The sequence below is a fragment of the Streptomyces sp. NPDC056373 genome (genome assembly GCF_042262425.1).
In the GTDB taxonomy this organism is placed as follows: Bacteria; Actinomycetota; Actinomycetes; order Streptomycetales; family Streptomycetaceae; genus Streptomyces.
The window spans coordinates 46,698-64,385 of sequence record NZ_JBHJPX010000006.1; the positions used below are offsets into that span (position 1 = coordinate 46,698).

A 17,688-nucleotide genomic window follows, 5' to 3' on the forward strand; every position below is an offset into this window, starting at 1 on the left:
AGGACAAGTCCGTACCCTTGCGCGCGGCCGGGTAATCCCCCGCTTCGCCTCCGGCGGCACGGTTGTCGGTGGTATCCGGCAGAATTGGGTGCAGGGCCAGCGCACACGCCGGTGAGCCGTCCAGCCTCCGGCAGATCTCATTCGAGGGGCACGTATGTCCGGACTGATCGACACCACGGAGATGTATCTCCGCACCATCCTCGAGCTGGAGGAAGAGGGTGTGGTCCCTATGCGCGCCCGTATCGCCGAGCGGCTGGACCAGAGCGGGCCGACCGTCAGCCAGACCGTGGCCCGGATGGAGCGCGACGGTCTGGTGTCCGTCGCCAGCGACCGGCATCTGGAGCTGACCGACGAGGGCCGCCGGCTGGCCACGCGCGTGATGCGCAAGCACCGCCTCGCCGAGTGTCTGCTCGTCGACGTGATCGGTCTGGAGTGGGAGCAGGTCCACGCGGAGGCGTGCCGCTGGGAGCACGTGATGAGCGAGGCCGTGGAGCGCCGCGTGCTGGAGCTGCTGCGGCACCCGACGGAGTCGCCGTACGGCAACCCGATCCCGGGCCTGGAGGAGCTGGGCGAGAAGGACGGTGCCGACCCGTTCCTGGACGAGGGCATGGTGTCGCTGGCCAGCCTCGACCCGGGCGCCGAGGGCAAGACGGTCGTGGTGCGCCGGATCGGCGAGCCGATCCAGACGGACGCGCAGCTGATGTACACGCTGCGGCGGGCGGGCGTGCAGCCCGGCTCGGTGGTGAGCGTGACCGAGTCGGCGGGCGGGGTGCTGGTGGGCAGCGGTGGCGAGGCGGCCGAGCTGGAGTCGGACATCGCATCCCACGTGTTCGTCGCCAAGCCCTGAGCGGAGCGGCGTGCGTGCACCGGCGCCGAGCGGACGGCCCTGACTCCGCCGACCCGGGCCCCCCGTCCGTCGGCCGCTGTCCGCGTTTCGCCGTCCACCGTCCGGTGTCCGGTCAACTCCCTTTCCGTATGCGGTCCTTGCTGCCGTTGGCGTGATCCGGACCGAATCCGGCATTCAGTCCGCGGAATCGCAGCGCTCGTCCGTTTCCCGTGCGACGCTGTCGCGTGAGGCATATGACCTGAGGGGCTCTTGGCCGCGGCTCGACAGTGATGCCGCCCGGCCGGGGAGGGGGCGGGAGGATGTGCCGTGAAGACGCGGAGGGCCCCGGCGCCGTGTGGCGCCGGGGCCTGTCCTCCCCTGTGCTGACCCGGAGCCCCGAGCTCTCAGGGTCATTCCCCTCGGACCGGTTTCCCCGAGCGGTCCGCCTCCCGCTGAAGATCTCCCCTCGACAGCGGCGATCAATCCCCGAGAGTGGTCACCCGAACGAGGGGTGTTGCCCGCGAGAACCTCATCCTCGAATGCGCATTCGATAGTCTGCGGGCGGCGCACGGCACACTTGGACCGAACGGGTACGGCAACCAGTACACAACCAGCACGACCGAAGGCACGGCAGAAGGCACAGCAGGCAGAACACGGTTCACAGGACCGGACGGCTCCAGGGAGCCGCGGTCCGCGCGAAGCTTGGGGGGTGCCAGACATGGCGCGACGCATCGACGTGACCGGGACGGGCGGCGTACGCCTGGCGGCCTGGGAGTTCGGCGACCCGCCCAAGCCCGACCCGGCGCAGGACGCGCAGGACGGACAGGGAGCGCACGACGGGCACACCGCGCCGGAGGGCTCGCCCGGCGTGCTGTTACTGCACGGCCTCATGGGCCGCGCCTCGCACTGGGCGTCCACCGCCCGCTGGCTGTCCGCGCGCTACCGCGCGGTCGCCCTCGACCAGCGCGGCCACGGCCGCAGCGACAAACCCCCGCAGGGCGCCTTCACCCGTGACGCCTACGTCGAAGACGCCGAGGCCGCCCTGGAGCAGCTCGGCCTCGCCCGGGTCGTCCTCATCGGGCACGCCATGGGCGCGCTGACCGCCTGGCAGCTCGCCGCCAAGCGTCCCGACCTGGTCCGCGGGCTGATCATCTGCGACATGCGGGCCTCCGCGCTCGGTGCCGCCTCGCAGCGCGAGTGGGGCCAGTGGTTCGAGTCCTGGCCGCTGCCCTTCGCCACGCTCGCCGACGTCCGCAAGTGGTTCGGCGAGGACGACCCCTGGGTGGAGCGACCCAATCCGGCCCGTGGCGAGTTCTACGCCGAGGTGATGGCCGAGTCCCCGGACGGCTGGCGCCCCGTCTTCGAACCGGAGCAGATGCTCCGCTCCCGCGAGACCTGGGTGTACGACGCGCACTGGGAGGAGCTGGCCCAGGTCCGCTGCCCGGCCCTGGTCGTGCGCGGTCTGGACGGCGAGCTGGGCCGCGCCGAGGCCCAGGAGATGGTCCGGGTCCTGCCCCGCGGCCAGTACGCGGAGGTGGCCGACGCCGGTCACCTGGTGCACTACGACCAGCCGGAGGCCTGGCGCGCCGCCATCGAGCCGTTCCTGGACTCGCTGGGCGACGACACCAGCGACCCCGACATCTGACGGTCGGCCACCGGCGGGTGCCTCACCCCTTGCTGACCGCCGCCAGGATCTCCGGCAGTCGCCGGGCCGTCCGCGGGGCGGCCAGTTTCAGCCCCGCCGCCGTCAGCGCCGCCCCGTAGGCCGTGCCCGCCGGCAGCAGCAGCCAGGTCCAGGCGTCGCCGTCGGCGCTCACGTTCAGCCAGATCGTGAGCGCGATGACGGGCGCGCACAGCAGGGCGGCCGCCATCATCCCGCCGAAGATGGAGATCCAGGCGAGCCCGGTCTGCCCGGGGGCGACGTTCTTGTAGCCCTCCTGCGGGATGGAGTAGGGGAAGCGGGCGGACGTCCACGCCCCGGTCGCGAGCATCGCGCCGAGCAGCGCGAAGGACAGCCCCAGCGCCTCGGGCAGCCGCCGCCAGTCGTCCAGCATGGCGGTCGTCACCACGGTGACCAGCGTGGCGTACGGCAGGGTGATCAGCAGCAGGGCGTACGCCCGGGCGCGCAGCTCGACGTAGGCGTCCCGGGGCGACGAGATCGTCAGCGCGACCATCCAGAACGCGGAGGTGTCCTGCCCGAACTGGTTGTACATCTGGATGCCGAGCATCCCGGCGGCGAAACACGCGAAGTACACCGACCCGGTGCCCTGCCAGGCGTTGAACACCGGCACGATCAGCCCGATGGCCAGCGAGGTCACCCAGGCGGCCTTGGTCTTCGGGTCGCGCCACACGTACCGCAGGCTGCGCTCCATGACCGTGCCCGTACGTCCCGCGGGGAGCAGCTTCCCCAGCCCCGTCGAGGAGCGCTCCCGGGCGGCCGGCCCGGCGCTCGGCAGGGTGGACCCGTCGGGCGAGGTCATCAGCCGCGTCAGATGCCGCGACCAGAGCGCGAGCAGCGCCACCAGCGCACCGGCGGTCAGCGCCAGTTGCGCGAGCGCGAGACCGTAGGACCCCTCGCTCACCGCGTGCACGGCCCACACCGCCGACGCCGGCGGCACCCACCGCAGCACCTCCGCCACCGGGTCGAGCTCGCCCAGCCCCGACGCCCCGAGCCGCTGCGCGCCGAAGTTGACGACCTGCGCCCCGATCGCGATGACGAGCCCGCTGAGCACCGCGAGGTCCCGCCCCTTGCGGCTGGTCAGCAGCCGTACGTTGGCGGCGGCGACGGCCCGCGCGAGCGCCACGCACACCAGCAGCGCCAGCACCACGGCGAGCACACCCACCACGAACGCGGCCCCGCCCCGTGCCACCGCGATCACGGAACCGACCAGCAGACACAGCGTGAACAACGGCCCGATGCCCACCAGCGAGGCCGTCAGCAGCGCCCCTACCAGTGGCCGGGGGCGCAGCGGCAGCATCACCAGCCGGGTCGGGTCGAGGGTCTCGTCACCGGTGGGGAAGAACAGCGGCATCACCGCCCACCCGAGCCCCAGCACCGCCACGGCCAGCACCACCACCGACTCGGCGTGCGCGTGCCCGCGCAGCGCGATCAGGCCGATCAGCTGGAGCGCGGCGAACAGCAGGGCGAAGACGGCCGACGTGATGTAGGCGGCCTTGCGCCCGCCGGACTGCCGCAGCCCGTTGCGCAGCAGCGACAGCTTCAGCCGGACGAAGACGGGGGTGATCGCGGGGGTGCTCACCGCGACCCACCGCCCAGCCAGTCGAGGTCCGAGCCGGCGTCCCGGCCCTGGGCGCCGACGAGTTCGAGGAAGGCCCGCTGCAGCGAGGGCGCGTCCCCGCGCACCTCGGCGAGCGTGCCGGTGGCGCGGATCCGCCCGGCGGCCATCACCGCGACCCAGTCGCACAGCGACTCGACGAGCTCCATGACGTGGGAAGAGAACACGACCGTGGCGCCCGAGGCGGTGTACCGCTCCAGGACGCCCCGGATGGTCTGCGCGGAGACCGGGTCGACGCCCTCGAACGGCTCGTCCAGGAACAGCACTTCGGGATTGTGGAGGAGGGCGGCGGCGAGCCCGATCTTCTTGCGCATGCCCGTCGAGTAGTCGACGACCAGTTTGTGCTGGGCCCCGGCCAGGTCGAGGACGTCGAGGAGCTGCGTGGCCCGCTTGTCCACCTCGGCACCGGGCAGCCCGCGCAACCGCCCCGTGTACGCGAGCAGTTCCCGCCCCGACAGCCGCTCGAAGAGCCGCAGTCCCTCCGGGAGCACCCCGATCCGGGCCTTCACCTCGACGGGGTCCCGCCACACGTCGTGCCCGACCACCTCGACGGTCCCGTGGTCGGGCCGGAGCAGCCCGGTCACCATCGACAAGGTGGTGGTCTTCCCGGCCCCGTTCGGCCCGACGAGCCCGATGAACTTGCCCGCGGGCAGATCGAGATCGACCCCGGCAACGGCAACCTGCTGCCCGAACCGCTTCCAGAGCCCCTGCACACGCACAGCGCTGGTCCCCACCGCGCCTCCCTCCGTCACCTTGCACCCTACGGTTTCGGTGGTGCCCCAGGGGCGCGGGGAACCGCGCGATCGGCCACGGACGACCCGCGGCCGCCGACGAGGACGAACCAGGCGGACGAGAAGGCGCGCCTAACGGTCCCTGCCGCACGCATAGGCCAACGGCGAGATCAACTCCTCCGCATCCGGCAGCCACCGGTTCGCCGGGGTCGGCCGGCAGGCCCACTGCACGGCCCCACGGGACCCGAACCGCGTGGGCGGCGCAGCCACGTACGCCCCCTCACCCAGCACGGTCAGATCCAGCGACGACACCGACCACCCCAGCTTCCGCACCAGGTCGGGCACCTTCACCCCGGCCCCGGGCAGCACGAAGAACTCCATCCGCCGATCCGGCGTGAGCGTCACCGGCCCGAGCGTCAGCTCCATCCGCTCCATCCGCGCGAGCGCGAGGAACCCGGCTGTCTCCGGTACGGAGATCGCGTCGAAGGTCCGCCCCGTCGGCAGCAGGATCGACGCGGTCGGCTGCTTCTGCCACATCCGCCGCGCGACCGTCGCACTGCCCGTCGCCTGCGTCGCCCAGTCCGGACGCGCCGGGTGCGACCCCGGCGCGGGACACGCCGCGTCACCGCAGGAGCAGCGCTGGTTGCCGTCGACGGCCTCCAGCCAGGTGCCGGGGAACACGTCCCAGTGGCGCTCCTCGGCGTAGCGAACAGCGGTCTCCAGCAGCGATTCCCCGCGCTGCTTCGGGATCTGAGCGGCTTCGGTGCCGGCGATCGTCTCTTCCACGATGAACACAACTCTGGTCGTCACCAGGGGTTACGCCCACCCCCGTGCGCGGGGGAGAGCATCGCCGCTGTTCCCGGGGCGCATGGGTGCATGTGCGGGGGCGCGCGTGAGGAACGGTGGCCGGAGCTGGGTAGCCAGGTGTGGGGCCGGCAACAGCCGTTACCCCAGCAATCCTCACATGCCTCGCATTTTCACCTGGTGGGCGGGGCATTGATCTTCACGGCCGGATCTTTTCGCTGGGACGTGAGGGGCTCGGCCGCGGAAGACACGTCAACTCGGTGCGTGGGCAGGCTTGGGCGCCCCGTAGGCGCACCGCCAGACAGCAGGGGGTACGCCATGGCCGCAAGGCCGCTCGTCGCCAGGCAGCCGAACGAACGGCTCCAGGCGCTCATCCAGGAAGCCGGGTGCTCCAACGCCGGCCTGGCCCGCCGGGTCAACATGTGCGGCGCCGAGCACGGCCTCGACCTGCGCTACGACAAGACGTCGGTGGCGCGCTGGCTGCGCGGACAGCAGCCACGGGGCCGGGCACCGGCGATCATCGCCGAGGCCCTGGGCCGCAAACTCGGCCGTACGGTCACGATCGACGAGATCGGCATGGCCAACGGCAAGAACCTCGCCTCGGGCGTGGGCCTGCAGTTCTCGCCGACGGTACTGGGGGCCATCGAGCAGGTCTGCGAGCTGTGGCGCAGCGACGTGGGGCGACGGGACTTCCTGTCCGGCTCCTCCGTCGCCGCGTCCGCGCTGGTCGAGCCCAGCCGGGACTGGCTGATCTCCGCGCCCGACGCGCAGGTGTCGCGCTCGGCGGGGCCTCGGGTGGGGCAGTCCGACGTACAGGCGGTGCAGGCCATGACGCAGGCCCTGGTGGGTCTCGACCACCAGTACGGCAGCGGGCATGTGCGGCCGGTCGTCGTGCACTACCTCAACAGCGTGGTCTCGGGGCTGCTGGCGGGGTCGTACCGGGAGGCGGTCGGGCGGGACCTGTTCGCCGCGGTGGCCCGGCTGACGGAGCTCGCCGGGTACATGGCCGTCGACACCGGCCAGCCCGGGCTGGCGCAGCGCTACTACATCCAGGCGCTGCGGCTGGCGCAGGCCGCCGGGGACCGCGGCTACGGCGGGTACGTCCTCGCGGCCTCCATGAGCCATCTCGCCGCGCAGCTCGGGAACCCGCGGGAGATCGCGCAGTTGGCGCGGGCGGCGCAGGAGGGGGCGCGGGGGCGCGTGTCGCCGCGGGCGGAGTCGATGTTCCTGGCGGCGGAGGCGCGCGGGCACGCCCTCATGGGCGACGTGCGCGCCGCGCAGTCCTCGGCGGGGCGCGCCGTGAGCGCCCTGGAGGCCGCCGACCCGGCCGCGGGGGACGATCCCGTGTGGATCGCGCACTTCGACGAGGCCTACCTCGCCGACGAGTTGGCCCACTGCCACCGGGACCTCGGGCAGGCCGAGGCGGCGGCCCGGTGCGCGCAGGAGTCGCTGGCAGGGCACCCCGAGACGCGGGCGCGCCGCCGGGCCATCGGATATGTGCTGTTGGCCACGGCGCAGGTGCAGCAGCGCGAGATCGAGGAGGCGTGCGCCACAGGCATGAAGGCCGTGGAGTTGCTGGAGGGGCTGCGCTCCAACCGGGGCGCCGAGTACCTGGAGGACTTCCAGCAGCGGCTGGAGCCGTACCGGGACGAGGCGGTGGTGAGGGAGTTCGGGGCGCGGCTCGACCTGCAGGCGGCTGCGTGAACACAGGGCCTGCGGATGCGTGAACATGCGGGAAACGGCCACGGCGCGCGCGGGAGGTGGCCTGGGCAACGCGCCGTGATCCGCGGGTGTTACCGCGCTCACAGGGCAGGTGGTCGGGCCCTGTGCTGCGTGGCACGGGGCTCTGGGGACCCGGTAGCGTGACCCGACGATTCACAAGGTCCCCCATAAGTAGGAGTCCCGGTGACGCAGAGTGGACAGGGCGAGGAGCCCTCGGCGCGCCCCGCGCGCGAAGGCATCGTGCTGCCCTCCGACGGTGGCGAACCCCTGCTGCCGGGTATGACGGGCGGACCCGCCGAAGCCCCCGGCCGCCGGCCCGCCCCGCCCTCGGCGGGCGCGCCGCAGACGGCGGCCCCCGCGGAGGGCCAGACCTGGGGCCGGCCCTGGGGTCCCGGTCAGCAGCAGACCCCGCCCCCGCAGCCGGGCCAGACCTGGCAGTCCCAGCCCCAGCAGTGGAGCACCCCGGAGCAGCCCGCGTGGGACGCCCAGGCCCCGGGCGCGCTCCCCCCGGAGGGCACCCGGTCCCCGGACCCCTACGCCGGCACACCGGCGAACCCCGACCCGTACGGCACGGCCCAGCCGCCCGCCGGATACGCCCCGTACGGCACCGCGGCCGGGGGCGCCCCGCTGCCCCCGGAGGGCTCCGGCCCGGCCGGCCCTGCGCACGCGGGCTCCGGGTACGGATACCCGCAGGGGGCCGACGCCTACGGCGCTCCCGCCGACGGTGGAGCACAGCCGCAGCCGGGGCCCGGGGCGTACGGGGCCGGTCAGCCGGGCGTCGGTGGGGCGTACGGCGCTCCGGGCGGGGGAGCCCCCCAGCAGCTGTACGGCGGTGCGCCGCTGCCCGCGCCCGCCGACGAGGGCGCGACCCAGTACATACCGCCCGTCGCGGGGGACGCCGCCGCGGCCACGCAGTACCTGCCGCCCGTCGCGCCGGCCGCCGACGAGGGGGCGACCCAGTACATACCCCCGGTGTCCCCGGGGGCGCTGCCGCCCGAGATGCCTGCCGGGGAGGACCCGGAGGCGACGCGGTACCTCGGGACCGGGCCCCGGGCGGGAGCCGGACCGCTGCCGTCGGGCTCGCACCCGGACGCCGAGGCGACGCAGTACATCCCGCCGGTGCCCGGTGGGAACAAGCAGCCGCCCGCCGAGTTCGACAACCTCTTCCGCAGTGACCAGGGCGCCGAAAGCCCGGCCGGTGCCACCCAGCAGATGCCCCGCATCGAGCAGCCGCGGCCGCAGCCCGCGTACGGCGGCGCTCCCCAGCCCTCCCACGCCCCGCCCGCCGGAGGCCGTTCGCGCGGTGGCCGGTCCGGATCGCGCGTCCCCGTCATCGCCGCCGTAGGCATCGGCATCGCCGTGCTCGGCGTCGGCGCGGGAGCACTCCTCGCCGGTGGTGGAGGCGGCGGTGACGAGGACGGCGGCGACAAGAAGACCGTGGCCGCCTCGGCCGCCGCGACGGACGGCTCCGCCTCGCCGGCGGCCGACCCGGCCCGGGCCCAGGCGGTCGAGCTGGACAAGCTGCTCTCCGACAGCGGCAACAGCCGCAGCACCGTCATCAGCGCGGTCGCCGACGTCAAGGGCTGCGACAACCTCCCCCAGGCGGCGAAGAACCTGCGGGACGCGGCCAAGCAGCGCAGCGGGCTGGTCACCCGGCTCTCCGGCATCGAGGTCGACAAGCTGCCCGACCACGCCGCGCTGACCACCGCCCTCACCAAGGCCTGGCAGGCCTCCGCCTCGGCCGACAACCACTACGCGGCCTGGGCCGACCAGACCGCCGGCAAGAAGGGCTGCAAGAAGGGCCAGGCCCGCGCCACCAACCAGACCCTGGCCGGCAACCGGGCCAGCGGCGTCGCCAGCACCGAGAAGGCCAAGGCGGCCGGGCTGTGGAACGGGATCGCGAAGAAGTACGGGCTGACCGAGCGCCAGCCGACGCAGCTGTGACGGGGTGCCGGTGCGCCGGTGACGGGGCCGTCGGCGCGCCGGTGACGGGGGCGGTCCGCCCGGTGTGAACGGCCGGTGCGTGGACGGGCTCTTCACCCGCTCCGCGCCCGGGTCGCAGTCGCTGACCAGGGCGCCGTGGCAGGGATGCGCAGGCGGCCCGCTCAGTCGTTCAGGTCGGCGTTCTCCAGCGTCCGCGTCGTGTCGACGAAGCCCTTGCGCGCCGAGACCAGCCGCCCGTCCCGCACGACCTGAAGGGTCACGTCCGCGTTCACCAGGCGTGGGAAGCCCACGGCGGCGAGCTTGTCCTGGAAACGCCACCGCAGCGACGGCGTGAGCCCGCCCGTGCTGACCTGCAGGCCGTCGTCCAGGGCTTCCGCCACGGTGTCGGCACTCACCTCCCCGTCGCCGAGCGACTCGACGACCTGCCGGAACACCGTGTAGGCGATCCACGTGGTCTGCACTCCGGCGTCCGCCGGGTCGATGCGGTTGTCGCCGAAGGCCTGCTCCCGGATCACCCGCTTCATCCCGTCCCAGCGGCGGTCGCTCGCCACCGGGTACCAGCCGGTGATGTACGAGCCCTCGTAGGGGCCCGACGCCCCGCCGGTCGCGTCGATCACCGTCTGGTCGACGCTGCCCAGCACGGTCGCCGTCCGCACCTCGGGGAAGTCCTCGCGGGCCCGCCGGAAGGAGTCCATGAAGGTGCCGTTGCGGTCCCCCAGCGCGGGCACCACGCACCCGTCGTCCGTCGCGTCGCCGGCCGTCGTGCGCAGGGCCCGCAGGGCCTGGCCGTCGTACTCGGTGGCGTCCTCCGCCGCGCGCTGGTCGTTCGAGGCCCGGTGCCCGCCCGCCTTCAGACCGGAGTCGAGCAGCGGGGGCAGCTGGTCGCCCGCGATGGTGTCGGGCCGGATCAGCGCGACGGGCCCGCAGCCGGCGAGAGCGCTGCCGAGACCGGCGAGCAGCGCGGGCTGCCCACCGTTGACGGGGTAGGACAAGGGGCTGGTGAACTCGGCGTTGGTGATGCCGTAGCCGCCGATGTAGGGGATGCCCGCGCCCTCGAGGGAGGGGAAGAAGGAGTCCGCGTACTGGCTGTAGGATCCGACGACCGCGACGACGTTCTCCTTGGCGGCCCGCCGGGCGCACTTCGCGGCGGCCACACTGTCGTTGTGGTCGTTGCAGGTCAGCACGTTGAGCTTGCGGCCGTTGATCCCGCCCTTGGAGTTGATCCAGCGGGCGTAGGCGCGGGCGAAGGCGGGCATGCCGGGTTTGTTGGTGGCCTTGGTGTCCTGCGGGGCCCAGGTCATGACGGTGATGGTGTCGTCCCCGGCATCCCCCGTGGTGCCGGGGACGACCCCGCATCCGGCGAGGAGCGACGCGCACGCGACCGCCGTGCCCGCCGAGACGATGCCGTGTCTGGCGTGACGGGTGAGGAGGCCGGGGAGGAATGTGCTGCGGGTGCGTCGCCTGCCGGTCATGGTTCCGCACGATTCCGTCACATGGCTAACCCGTGCGTGATCCCGGATCAACAATTGGTGACGCACCGGTGAATTGCAGGGGCCGGCGTGACCGATGTGGAGGGGAACGTACGATCGATGACCGTGCAAGCTTCGGAGAACTCTTCCCGTCGTGGCCGTCGCTCATCCACCATGGGCGGCATGCCTGTCAATGACATGCCGTGGTGGCGCTGGCGCAGCAACGTGCGCTCGGCGCTGCACATGCTCTCCGACCCCGGGTTCCAGCGGGACGTCTGGCTGGCCGGTGCGGACGGCTACGGTGACGTGACCGACGCGGTGTACCGGCTGGTCGAGGACACCTGGCTGGATCACTGGTCCGCCGAGAAGTACGTCGGCACGATCTTCCGCGACTCGCAGGAGGCGGCCCTCGTCGACACCGCGGTGCTGCGGGTGCTGCGGATCATGCACCAGGTCGGGCCGGACGCGCCGGTCGCCGCGTACCTCCAGCACGAGGCGTGGCCGGAGGCGGTCCAGGCGGCCCGGGACGCGCATGTGCGGCTCGCCACGAGTGACGGTGAGGAGCCGGACGCGGCGCCGCGCAGCCTGGACGTGCTGCGGATCATGACCAGGTCCGCGTAGCGGTTTCGCGACCCTGCCGGCCCCGCGGTTCCGCCGGGGGCCCGCGCGTGGTCCCGCCCCCGGCAGGCCCGGCGGTTCCGACGCGGTCCGCCCTGCGGGACGATTGCCGGTGGTGTCGTTCCTTGTGGGAACCTGTCCTGCATGAACGAGCAGTCCACCAGCGCCGCGGTCCCGGCCGACCAGTACGTCCTCACCCTTTCCTGCCCTGACCGCAAGGGCATCGTGCACGCCGTGTCGAGCTACCTGTTCATGACCGGTTGCAACATCGAGGACAGTCAGCAGTTCGGCGACCACGACACGGGACTGTTCTTCATGCGGGTCCACTTCTCGGCGGACGTCCCGGTGACCGTGGAGAAGCTGCGGGCCAGCTTCGCGGCGATCGGCGACTCCTTCCAGATGGACTGGCAGATCAACCGGGCCGACCAGAAGATGCGCATCCTGCTGATGGTCAGCAGGTTCGGGCACTGCCTGAACGACCTGCTGTTCCGGGCGCAGACCGGGGCGCTGCCGGTGGAGATCGCCGGAGTGGTGTCGAACCACACGGACTTCGCCGAGCTGGTGAAGTCGTACAACCTCCCCTTCCACCACATTCCGGTGACGAAGGACACGAAGGCGGAGGCCGAGGGGCGGCTGCTCGACATCGTGCGTGAGGAGGGTGTCGAGCTGGTCGTGCTCGCCCGGTACATGCAGGTGCTGTCGGACGATCTGTGCAAGGCGCTCTCCGGGCGGATCATCAACATCCACCACTCGTTCCTGCCGAGCTTCAAGGGGGCGAAGCCGTATCACCAGGCTCATGCCCGGGGTGTGAAGCTGATCGGTGCGACCGCTCATTACGTGACGGCTGATCTTGACGAAGGGCCGATCATCGAGCAGGAGGTCGAGCGGGTCGGGCACGACGTGACGCCCGAGGGGCTTGTCGCGATCGGGCGCGATGTGGAGTGCCAGGCGCTGGCGCGGGGTGTGAAGTGGCATGCCGAGCGCCGGATTCTGCTCAATGGGCGGCGGACGGTGATTTTCGCCTAGGAGCTCGGGGCGTCCCGTGGTGTGGCGGGTGCGGGTTGTACGTGGTTGTTCGCGCAGTTCCCCGCGCCCCTGGGTTGCTCACATCCTGCTCAGTGAGGCGGCTGCGAACAGGACGTCTCTGATCGCCTCCTTGTCTCCCATCTGGCCTGCCGCCGCCTCCTGCGGAGGGACGTGGCCGGCGGCCAGGCGGCAGAACTCGACGCCGTCGAGGGCCACGTGGGCCACCTCGTGCTCGGCGGAGCCCTTTGCCGCGGGGGAGTCCAGCGGGATCTGCCACTCGCCGCCGCCCGAGCCCTCGATCTCCAGCCGGAGGCTGCGGCCGGGTTCGCCCGCCGCGACCAGATGGCGGTGGTGCGCGGGGGAGGCCAGACCGGCCAGGCGGCGGTGGGCCAGGGCCGTCGGCAGCATCCGTGCCGCCAGGTCGATCATGCGGTGCAGATGGCGCGGCGAGGGCGGGTCGTAGGGGTAGTCGACGGCGTCGGCGATGTCCTCCGCGTGCACCCAGCACTCGAAGGCGCGGTCCAGCATCGCGTCGTGCAGGGGCAGTTCGAAGTCGCCGTACGACACCGGCAGCTTCCCGGCGCGGCCGCCCGTGAACGACACCGTGCGTACGAGGCTGTGGCTCTGCTCCCGCCAGGGTGCCCGGACGGACCGGGTCGGCGGGAAGTGGGAGGCGCGCCAGAACGCCTCGGTGCGGGCCGCCGGCGTAGGGCGCCGGGGCGGGACGTCGCCCAGCGGGTCGTCCAGGCCGAGCGCGACCCCCACGAGGCCGTCGACGCTGAGCAGGTGCGCGATGACCCCGGCGACGGTGGTGCGGCGGCTCGTCGACCCGTCCGAGCGGAACCAGCGCAGCCGTACCGGCGCGTGCCACTCGGCGTCGCCGAAGTCCTGCAGCAGGGCGTCCAGGCGCGCGGTCTCGGCGTCGTACGCGGCGGCCCACTCCGGTACCGGGATGCGCGGCGGCCGCCGCTCCAGGCAGGTGTCCAGGACGCGGGTGCGCAGTCCCGGGTCCAGATCGAGGCTCTCGGGGCGTTGCAGCAGCCCGACCGCCTCGCGCAGCCGCCGGGCCTCGTCGGCGCAGGGGCCGCACGCGCCGAGGTGCTCCTCGACGGCCGTGGCCTCCTCGGCCGAACACGCGGCCAGTGCCCAGGCACCGAGCAGGGCCTTCAGCACAGGGTGCTCGAAGACGGGTGGTGCGGCCGGCGCCGGCAGGCCGCCGAGCTCCGCCGGTGCGGGCAGCGGCATCCCACTGTCCTCGACGGAGGCCCGGGGCAGCGGGATCCGCGGCGGGCGCCCGCGCTCCGGCGCATCACCGGCCTCGGCCCGGTCCGGTCCTCCCGGCTCGCACGAGCCCGCCGTTCCTCCGGGCCGTCCGGGTCCCCCCGGCCCGCGCGGCCCGTCGGGCGTGCCGAGTTCCGGAGGGGAGCCGATGTCGTGCCCGCTGTTGCCGCTTTCATGCTGAATGTCGCGTTCGTCCCCGGTGCTGGCCTTCTCCTCGTGGCCGTCGTGACCGTCGTCGTCCTCGTACGCCTCGAACCCGTCCGGCCCGTTCACACCGCACCCCCGTATCCGGGCGGTGCGCCCGGCGCCTCGGTGTCGTGGGCGGTGGAGAGCAGTTGCAGGCCCAGGCGCAGGCGGCGACGGGCCTCGTCCTCGGTGATGCCGAGGTCGGCGGCGGTCTGGCGGTAGTCGCGGCGCTGGAAGTAGGCCCGTTCCAGGGCCGAGCGCAGCGGGACCGGCATGGACTGCACGATGTAGTCGGCGCGGGCGGCGACCGCGGCGCGGCGCACCCTGTGCTCCAGTTCTTCCGTGGTGCAGGAGCCTTCACGGGTGAGGGCGGCGGTCTCGGTGACGCGCAGCCGCTGCACCGCGAGCCGGTGGGTCAGGGTGGCGACCCAGGTGCGCAGCGGGCCCTGTCCGGGGTCGTAGGTGTCGGGATGCTCCCAGACGTGGATGAAGACCTCGCGGGTGATGCCGTCGGCGGCGCGCTCGTCGCCGAGCACGCGGTGGGCGAGGCCGTGCACGAGGGAGGCGAACCGGTCGTAGAGCTCACCGAGGGCTGCCGCTTCGCCCCGGGCGAGCCGCTGCTGCATCTTGCGGTCCCAGCGGGGTGGTGCGTCCTTTTTCGCCATGCGGCCCCTTCACCCCCTGCTCGTGTACCGCGCCCGTGTTCTGTCCAGCCTGTGCCCGATGTCTCCTCGAATGTAGTCGGCACGTCCGGTCGCGCACGCCCCTTTGTGGCAATGTGCGCCCCCTGACCGGCCGCAAGTGGTAGAGGGCGCCGGCGCTCGCACCGAAGGCCTTTGGGCTCGCGCCTACCCCGCTGTGCTCCGATCAGGCATGACCGAAAAAGGATCGAACAGGATCGAAGTCGGCTAAATCAAGCCTCTTCTGCGGGGGATCCGTTTTCCGGGTCGCGTTTCAGGGAACCGCCGCTGGGCAGCCGCGCTGCAAGGAAGCGTAGGGTCTGCTTCCGTTTTGGCGATCGAAGGGCGTGGTGGTGACCTTCAAAGTGACCGGCGGCGAGCAGGGCGAATGGGCCGTGCTCCAGGTGTCGGGCGAGCTGGATCTGGTGACGTCGCCGGTGCTGCGTCAGCGCGTGCACGACGTGGTGGCCGAGGGGCATCACTGTCTCGTCCTGGATCTGTCCGAGGTGTTCTTCTGCGACTCCAGCGGCGTCGGCGTGCTCATCGCGGCCCGCCGGCTGATCCGCTCCTGCCAGGGCCGGCTGCGTCTCGTGCTGCCCGCCCGGGGTGCGGCCGACGGGTCCCACGTCAACCGGGTCCTCGGCGCGCTGGGCGTACGCAGACTGTTCGACGTGTACGGCGATGTGGACGCCGCCCTCGGCGACGAGGGCGAACCCCTGTCCGCGTGACGGCCCGATGACGCACGGTACGGCCGATGTCGCCGTTCCGGCACGCCGTTGTCCCGGAATTCCCCCGGTCTTGGCACAAGTGACGTTTTCGCGCGCCCGAACGGCTCCCTCCGTCGTACGCTCCGACCCAGACGTACCCCACCCGACGTAAGGCGGCCCGAAACAGACATGGTCAGCAGCGAGTACGAGCGCAGGATCGCCGCCCGGTTCGCCACCTTCGACCAGGACGGCAACGGCTACATCGACCGCGAGGACTTCTACGGAGCGGCCAAGGCGCTGCTCACGGAGTTCGCCGTGGCGGCCCGGTCCGACAAGGGCCAGGCCCTGTACGGCGGTGCCGAGGCCTTCTGGCAGGGCATGGCCGGGATAGCGGACCGCGACGGCGACCAGCGCATCACGCGCGAGGAGTTCGTCAACGGCGCGGTCAAGCGTCTGCGCGACAACCCCGACCGGTTCGCCGAGATCGCCCGCCCCTTCCTGCACGCGGCCCTGGACGTCGCCGACACCGACGGTGACGGGGCGGCGACGGTCGAGGAGGCCGGCCGGGTCCTGAAGTGCCTCGGTGTCCCCGAGGACGTCGCCGGACCGGCCGCCGCCACGCTCGACGCGGACGGTGACGGCAAGGTCGGCGAGACCGAGGTCGTACCCGCCTTCGCCCGCTACTTCACCGTGCCCGAGTAGGGCCACGCGGCCGCGCCGGAGGGTGTCGCGCCCCTTCGCCGTGGGGGTTGTTCGGGGACGGCGGCCGCGGGTTGTCCGTGGTTGTTCGCGCAGTTCCCCGCGCCCCTGAAGGGTCTGCCCGTACTGGGTCACTTGTCCGAGTAGCGCTCGCGGAGCTTGTACTTCAGCACCTTCCGCAGGGTCTCGCCCCGCGGAAGGGCGTCGACCACCTCCAGCCGCTCCGGCAGCTTGTGCACCGACAGGCCCTCGGCGCGCAGGAAGGCGGTCACGCCCGCGAGCGTCAAGGCGTCGGCCCCCGGCGGCTGTTCCACCACCGCGCACACCAGCTCGCCGCGCGCCGCGTCGGGCAGCCCTATCACGGCCACGTCCCCGACCGCCGGATGCCGGTGCAGCAGGTCCTCGATCTCCTGGGCCGAGATGTTCTCGCCCTTGCGGATGATCACGTCCTTCAGCCGCCCGGTGAGCACCAGGTGCCCGGTGTCCGTGAGCCGCCCGAGGTCGCCGGTGCGCAGGAACCCCTCGTCGTCGAAGGCCTCCGCCGTCTGCCCCGGATCCAGGTACCCGCGGCACACGGCCTCCCCGCGCAGCCGCACCTCCCCGTCCACGATCCGGATCTCCATGCCCTGCGGCGGCCGCCCCTCGGTCGTCGCCAGCAGGTCGGGGCCGTCGTCGGGCGTCCCCATGGTGATCATCGGCACCTCGGTCATGCCGTACCCGTGGGTGAGCTGCACCCCCATCTCGCGCACGACCGCGTGGTAAAGCTCCGGCGGCTTGGGCGCCCCGCCGCCCGCCAGCAGCCGCAGCGACGGCACCACCGGCTCTCCCGGCCGCTGGCGCTGCTCCGCCAGGAACATCGAGTAGAACGCCGTCGACCCGCCCGCCATCGTCACCCCGTGCGCGCGGTACGCCGCGAGCGCGTCCGGCAGCGCGAACTGCTCGAACAGCACCGCAGGGAAGCCGTACAGCAGCAGCATCACCGTGTAGTCGGGGCCGCCTATGTGGGCGTACGGGAAGGCGATCGAGCCGATGTCGCCGGCCGAGGGGCGCAGCGCGTGCGCCAGGCACGAGCCGCCCGCGAGCAGGGAACGGTCCGTGTGCAGCACGCCCTTGGGGTCGGAGGTCGTGCCGGACGTCCAGTAGATCCAGCGGACGGCAGTGCCGTCGGTGGGCGGGGGAGGCAGCCGGGACGGATCGCCGTCCGGCAGGTCGTGGTAGGCCTCGAAGACGCCCTTCGCGCCCAGGCGCCGGGCCATCTCCGTGTGGTCGAAGCCGCGCCAGGTGCCCGGCACCGCGAAGAACTCCGCCCGGGACTCGCGCAGCGCGAAGCCGACCTCGCGGTCCCGGTAGAAGGGGATCACCGGGGTCTGCACGGCGCCCAGGCGGGCCAGGGCGAAGGACAGCACGGCCGTCTCGATGCGGGTGGGCAGCTGCCAGGCGACCACCGTGCCGGGGCGTACGCCCATGCCGTACAGCCCGGCCGCGACCCGCTCGGCGCGGGCGCGCAGCGCCTCGAAGGTGAGCGTGCGGTCGTCCTGGAGGAACAGCGGGCGGTCGGGCGTGAGCGCGGCACGGCGGGTGACCAGCTCCCACAGGGTGCGGGACGCGCTCAGGGCGTGCGGGGTCTCGTTCACGGATGCCCCCTGCTGCTCGGCAAGCTCCTTGGCTGACGGGTCGTCAGGTGGGATGCTATCTGACG

At 72.8% G+C, this 17,688-nt stretch carries 15 protein-coding genes; 8 read left to right on the top strand and 7 right to left on the bottom strand.

Translation table 11 applies throughout. The annotated features are described in order from the left end of the window. Window positions 1-154 precede the first annotated feature (154 nt). Window positions 155-847 carry a metal-dependent transcriptional regulator gene (locus tag ACFCXS_RS13815; RefSeq protein ID WP_053671441.1) on the top strand — a complete coding sequence of 231 codons (693 nt, stop codon included), beginning with the start codon at window positions 155-157 and terminating at the stop codon, window positions 845-847. 697 nt (window positions 848-1,544) lie between these two features. Continuing rightward, window positions 1,545-2,471 carry an alpha/beta fold hydrolase gene (locus ACFCXS_RS13820; protein ID WP_376643457.1) on the top strand — a complete coding sequence of 309 codons (927 nt, stop codon included), beginning with the start codon at window positions 1,545-1,547 and terminating at the stop codon, window positions 2,469-2,471. Between the two features lie 22 nt (window positions 2,472-2,493). Here the strand turns inward: ACFCXS_RS13820 and ACFCXS_RS13825 are convergent, their stop codons facing one another. The 3 genes from ACFCXS_RS13825 to ACFCXS_RS13835 all read right to left on the bottom strand — a co-directional run bounded on the left by ACFCXS_RS13825 (window position 2,494) and on the right by ACFCXS_RS13835 (window position 5,648). Next, window positions 2,494-4,086, bottom strand: a complete 1,593-nt coding sequence (locus tag ACFCXS_RS13825; RefSeq protein ID WP_376643458.1) for a transporter — start codon at window positions 4,084-4,086, stop codon at window positions 2,494-2,496. After that, window positions 4,083-4,874, bottom strand: a complete 792-nt coding sequence (locus tag ACFCXS_RS13830; protein ID WP_376643459.1) for an ABC transporter ATP-binding protein — start codon at window positions 4,872-4,874, stop codon at window positions 4,083-4,085. The genes ACFCXS_RS13825 and ACFCXS_RS13830 overlap by 4 nt, the downstream gene beginning before the upstream one ends. 111 nt (window positions 4,875-4,985) lie before the next feature. Then, window positions 4,986-5,648: a bifunctional DNA primase/polymerase gene (locus ACFCXS_RS13835; protein WP_376643830.1), complete on the bottom strand. Its 663-nt coding sequence runs from the start codon at window positions 5,646-5,648 to the stop codon at window positions 4,986-4,988. Window positions 5,649-5,975: 327 nt separating this feature from the next. On the opposite strand from ACFCXS_RS13835, the gene ACFCXS_RS13840 reads away from it, so the two are divergent. After that, window positions 5,976-7,361 carry a transcriptional regulator gene (locus ACFCXS_RS13840; RefSeq protein ID WP_376643460.1) on the top strand — a complete coding sequence of 462 codons (1,386 nt, stop codon included), beginning with the start codon at window positions 5,976-5,978 and terminating at the stop codon, window positions 7,359-7,361. Between the two features lie 201 nt (window positions 7,362-7,562). Then, the gene (locus ACFCXS_RS13845) at window positions 7,563-9,323 is read left to right on the top strand and encodes a hypothetical protein (protein WP_376643461.1); all 1,761 of its coding nucleotides are present in this window, start codon (window positions 7,563-7,565) and stop codon (window positions 9,321-9,323) included. A gap of 161 nt (window positions 9,324-9,484) precedes the next feature. Here ACFCXS_RS13845 and ACFCXS_RS13850 read toward each other — a convergent pair whose 3' ends face one another. Continuing rightward, on the bottom strand, window positions 9,485-10,795 hold the full coding sequence (locus tag ACFCXS_RS13850; RefSeq protein WP_376643462.1) for an ABC transporter substrate-binding protein: 1,311 nt from the start codon (window positions 10,793-10,795) through the stop codon (window positions 9,485-9,487). 117 nt (window positions 10,796-10,912) lie between these two features. Between ACFCXS_RS13850 and ACFCXS_RS13855 the strand changes: the two genes are divergently transcribed. Further along, window positions 10,913-11,413 carry a hypothetical protein gene (locus ACFCXS_RS13855; RefSeq protein ID WP_362236424.1) on the top strand — a complete coding sequence of 167 codons (501 nt, stop codon included), beginning with the start codon at window positions 10,913-10,915 and terminating at the stop codon, window positions 11,411-11,413. A gap of 141 nt (window positions 11,414-11,554) precedes the next feature. After that, the gene (purU, locus tag ACFCXS_RS13860; protein ID WP_376643463.1) at window positions 11,555-12,436 is read left to right on the top strand and encodes a formyltetrahydrofolate deformylase; all 882 of its coding nucleotides are present in this window, start codon (window positions 11,555-11,557) and stop codon (window positions 12,434-12,436) included. Window positions 12,437-12,514: 78 nt separating this feature from the next. On the opposite strand, the gene ACFCXS_RS13865 is transcribed toward purU, so the two are convergent. Together ACFCXS_RS13865 and ACFCXS_RS13870 are read right to left on the bottom strand one after the other, a co-directional pair. Next, window positions 12,515-13,990 carry a zf-HC2 domain-containing protein gene (locus tag ACFCXS_RS13865; RefSeq protein WP_376643464.1) on the bottom strand — a complete coding sequence of 492 codons (1,476 nt, stop codon included), beginning with the start codon at window positions 13,988-13,990 and terminating at the stop codon, window positions 12,515-12,517. After that, window positions 13,987-14,568, bottom strand: coding sequence for an RNA polymerase sigma factor (locus ACFCXS_RS13870; RefSeq protein WP_376643465.1), 582 nt, complete (start codon window positions 14,566-14,568; stop codon window positions 13,987-13,989). Before ACFCXS_RS13870 ends, ACFCXS_RS13865 begins: the two co-directional genes overlap by 4 nt. Window positions 14,569-14,930: 362 nt before the next feature. Here ACFCXS_RS13870 and ACFCXS_RS13875 point away from each other — a divergent pair, with 362 nt between their 5' ends. Next, the gene (locus ACFCXS_RS13875) at window positions 14,931-15,311 is read left to right on the top strand and encodes an STAS domain-containing protein (protein ID WP_030849533.1); all 381 of its coding nucleotides are present in this window, start codon (window positions 14,931-14,933) and stop codon (window positions 15,309-15,311) included. A 168-nt stretch (window positions 15,312-15,479) separates the two neighbouring features. Then, window positions 15,480-15,992 carry an EF-hand domain-containing protein gene (locus ACFCXS_RS13880; RefSeq protein ID WP_376643466.1) on the top strand — a complete coding sequence of 171 codons (513 nt, stop codon included), beginning with the start codon at window positions 15,480-15,482 and terminating at the stop codon, window positions 15,990-15,992. 128 nt (window positions 15,993-16,120) lie between these two features. Here the strand turns inward: ACFCXS_RS13880 and ACFCXS_RS13885 are convergent, their stop codons facing one another. Next, the gene (locus tag ACFCXS_RS13885) at window positions 16,121-17,623 is read right to left on the bottom strand and encodes a class I adenylate-forming enzyme family protein (RefSeq protein WP_376643467.1); all 1,503 of its coding nucleotides are present in this window, start codon (window positions 17,621-17,623) and stop codon (window positions 16,121-16,123) included. Window positions 17,624-17,688: the final 65 nt, after the last annotated feature.

Bases quoted from the DNA above. Each gene is read 5' to 3' on its own strand.
- ACFCXS_RS13880 (WP_376643466.1), top strand. From the start codon at position 15,480: ATGGTCAGCAGCGAGTACGAGCGCAGGATCGCCGCCCGGTTCGCCACC.
- ACFCXS_RS13870 (WP_376643465.1), bottom strand. From the start codon at position 14,568: ATGGCGAAAAAGGACGCACCACCCCGCTGGGACCGCAAGATGCAGCAG.
- ACFCXS_RS13840 (WP_376643460.1), top strand. From the start codon at position 5,976: ATGGCCGCAAGGCCGCTCGTCGCCAGGCAGCCGAACGAACGGCTCCAG.
- ACFCXS_RS13820 (WP_376643457.1), top strand. From the start codon at position 1,545: ATGGCGCGACGCATCGACGTGACCGGGACGGGCGGCGTACGCCTGGCG.
- ACFCXS_RS13850 (WP_376643462.1), bottom strand. From the start codon at position 10,795: ATGACCGGCAGGCGACGCACCCGCAGCACATTCCTCCCCGGCCTCCTC.
- ACFCXS_RS13815 (WP_053671441.1), top strand. From the start codon at position 155: ATGTCCGGACTGATCGACACCACGGAGATGTATCTCCGCACCATCCTC.
- ACFCXS_RS13855 (WP_362236424.1), top strand. From the start codon at position 10,913: ATGACCGTGCAAGCTTCGGAGAACTCTTCCCGTCGTGGCCGTCGCTCA.
- purU (WP_376643463.1), top strand. From the start codon at position 11,555: ATGAACGAGCAGTCCACCAGCGCCGCGGTCCCGGCCGACCAGTACGTC.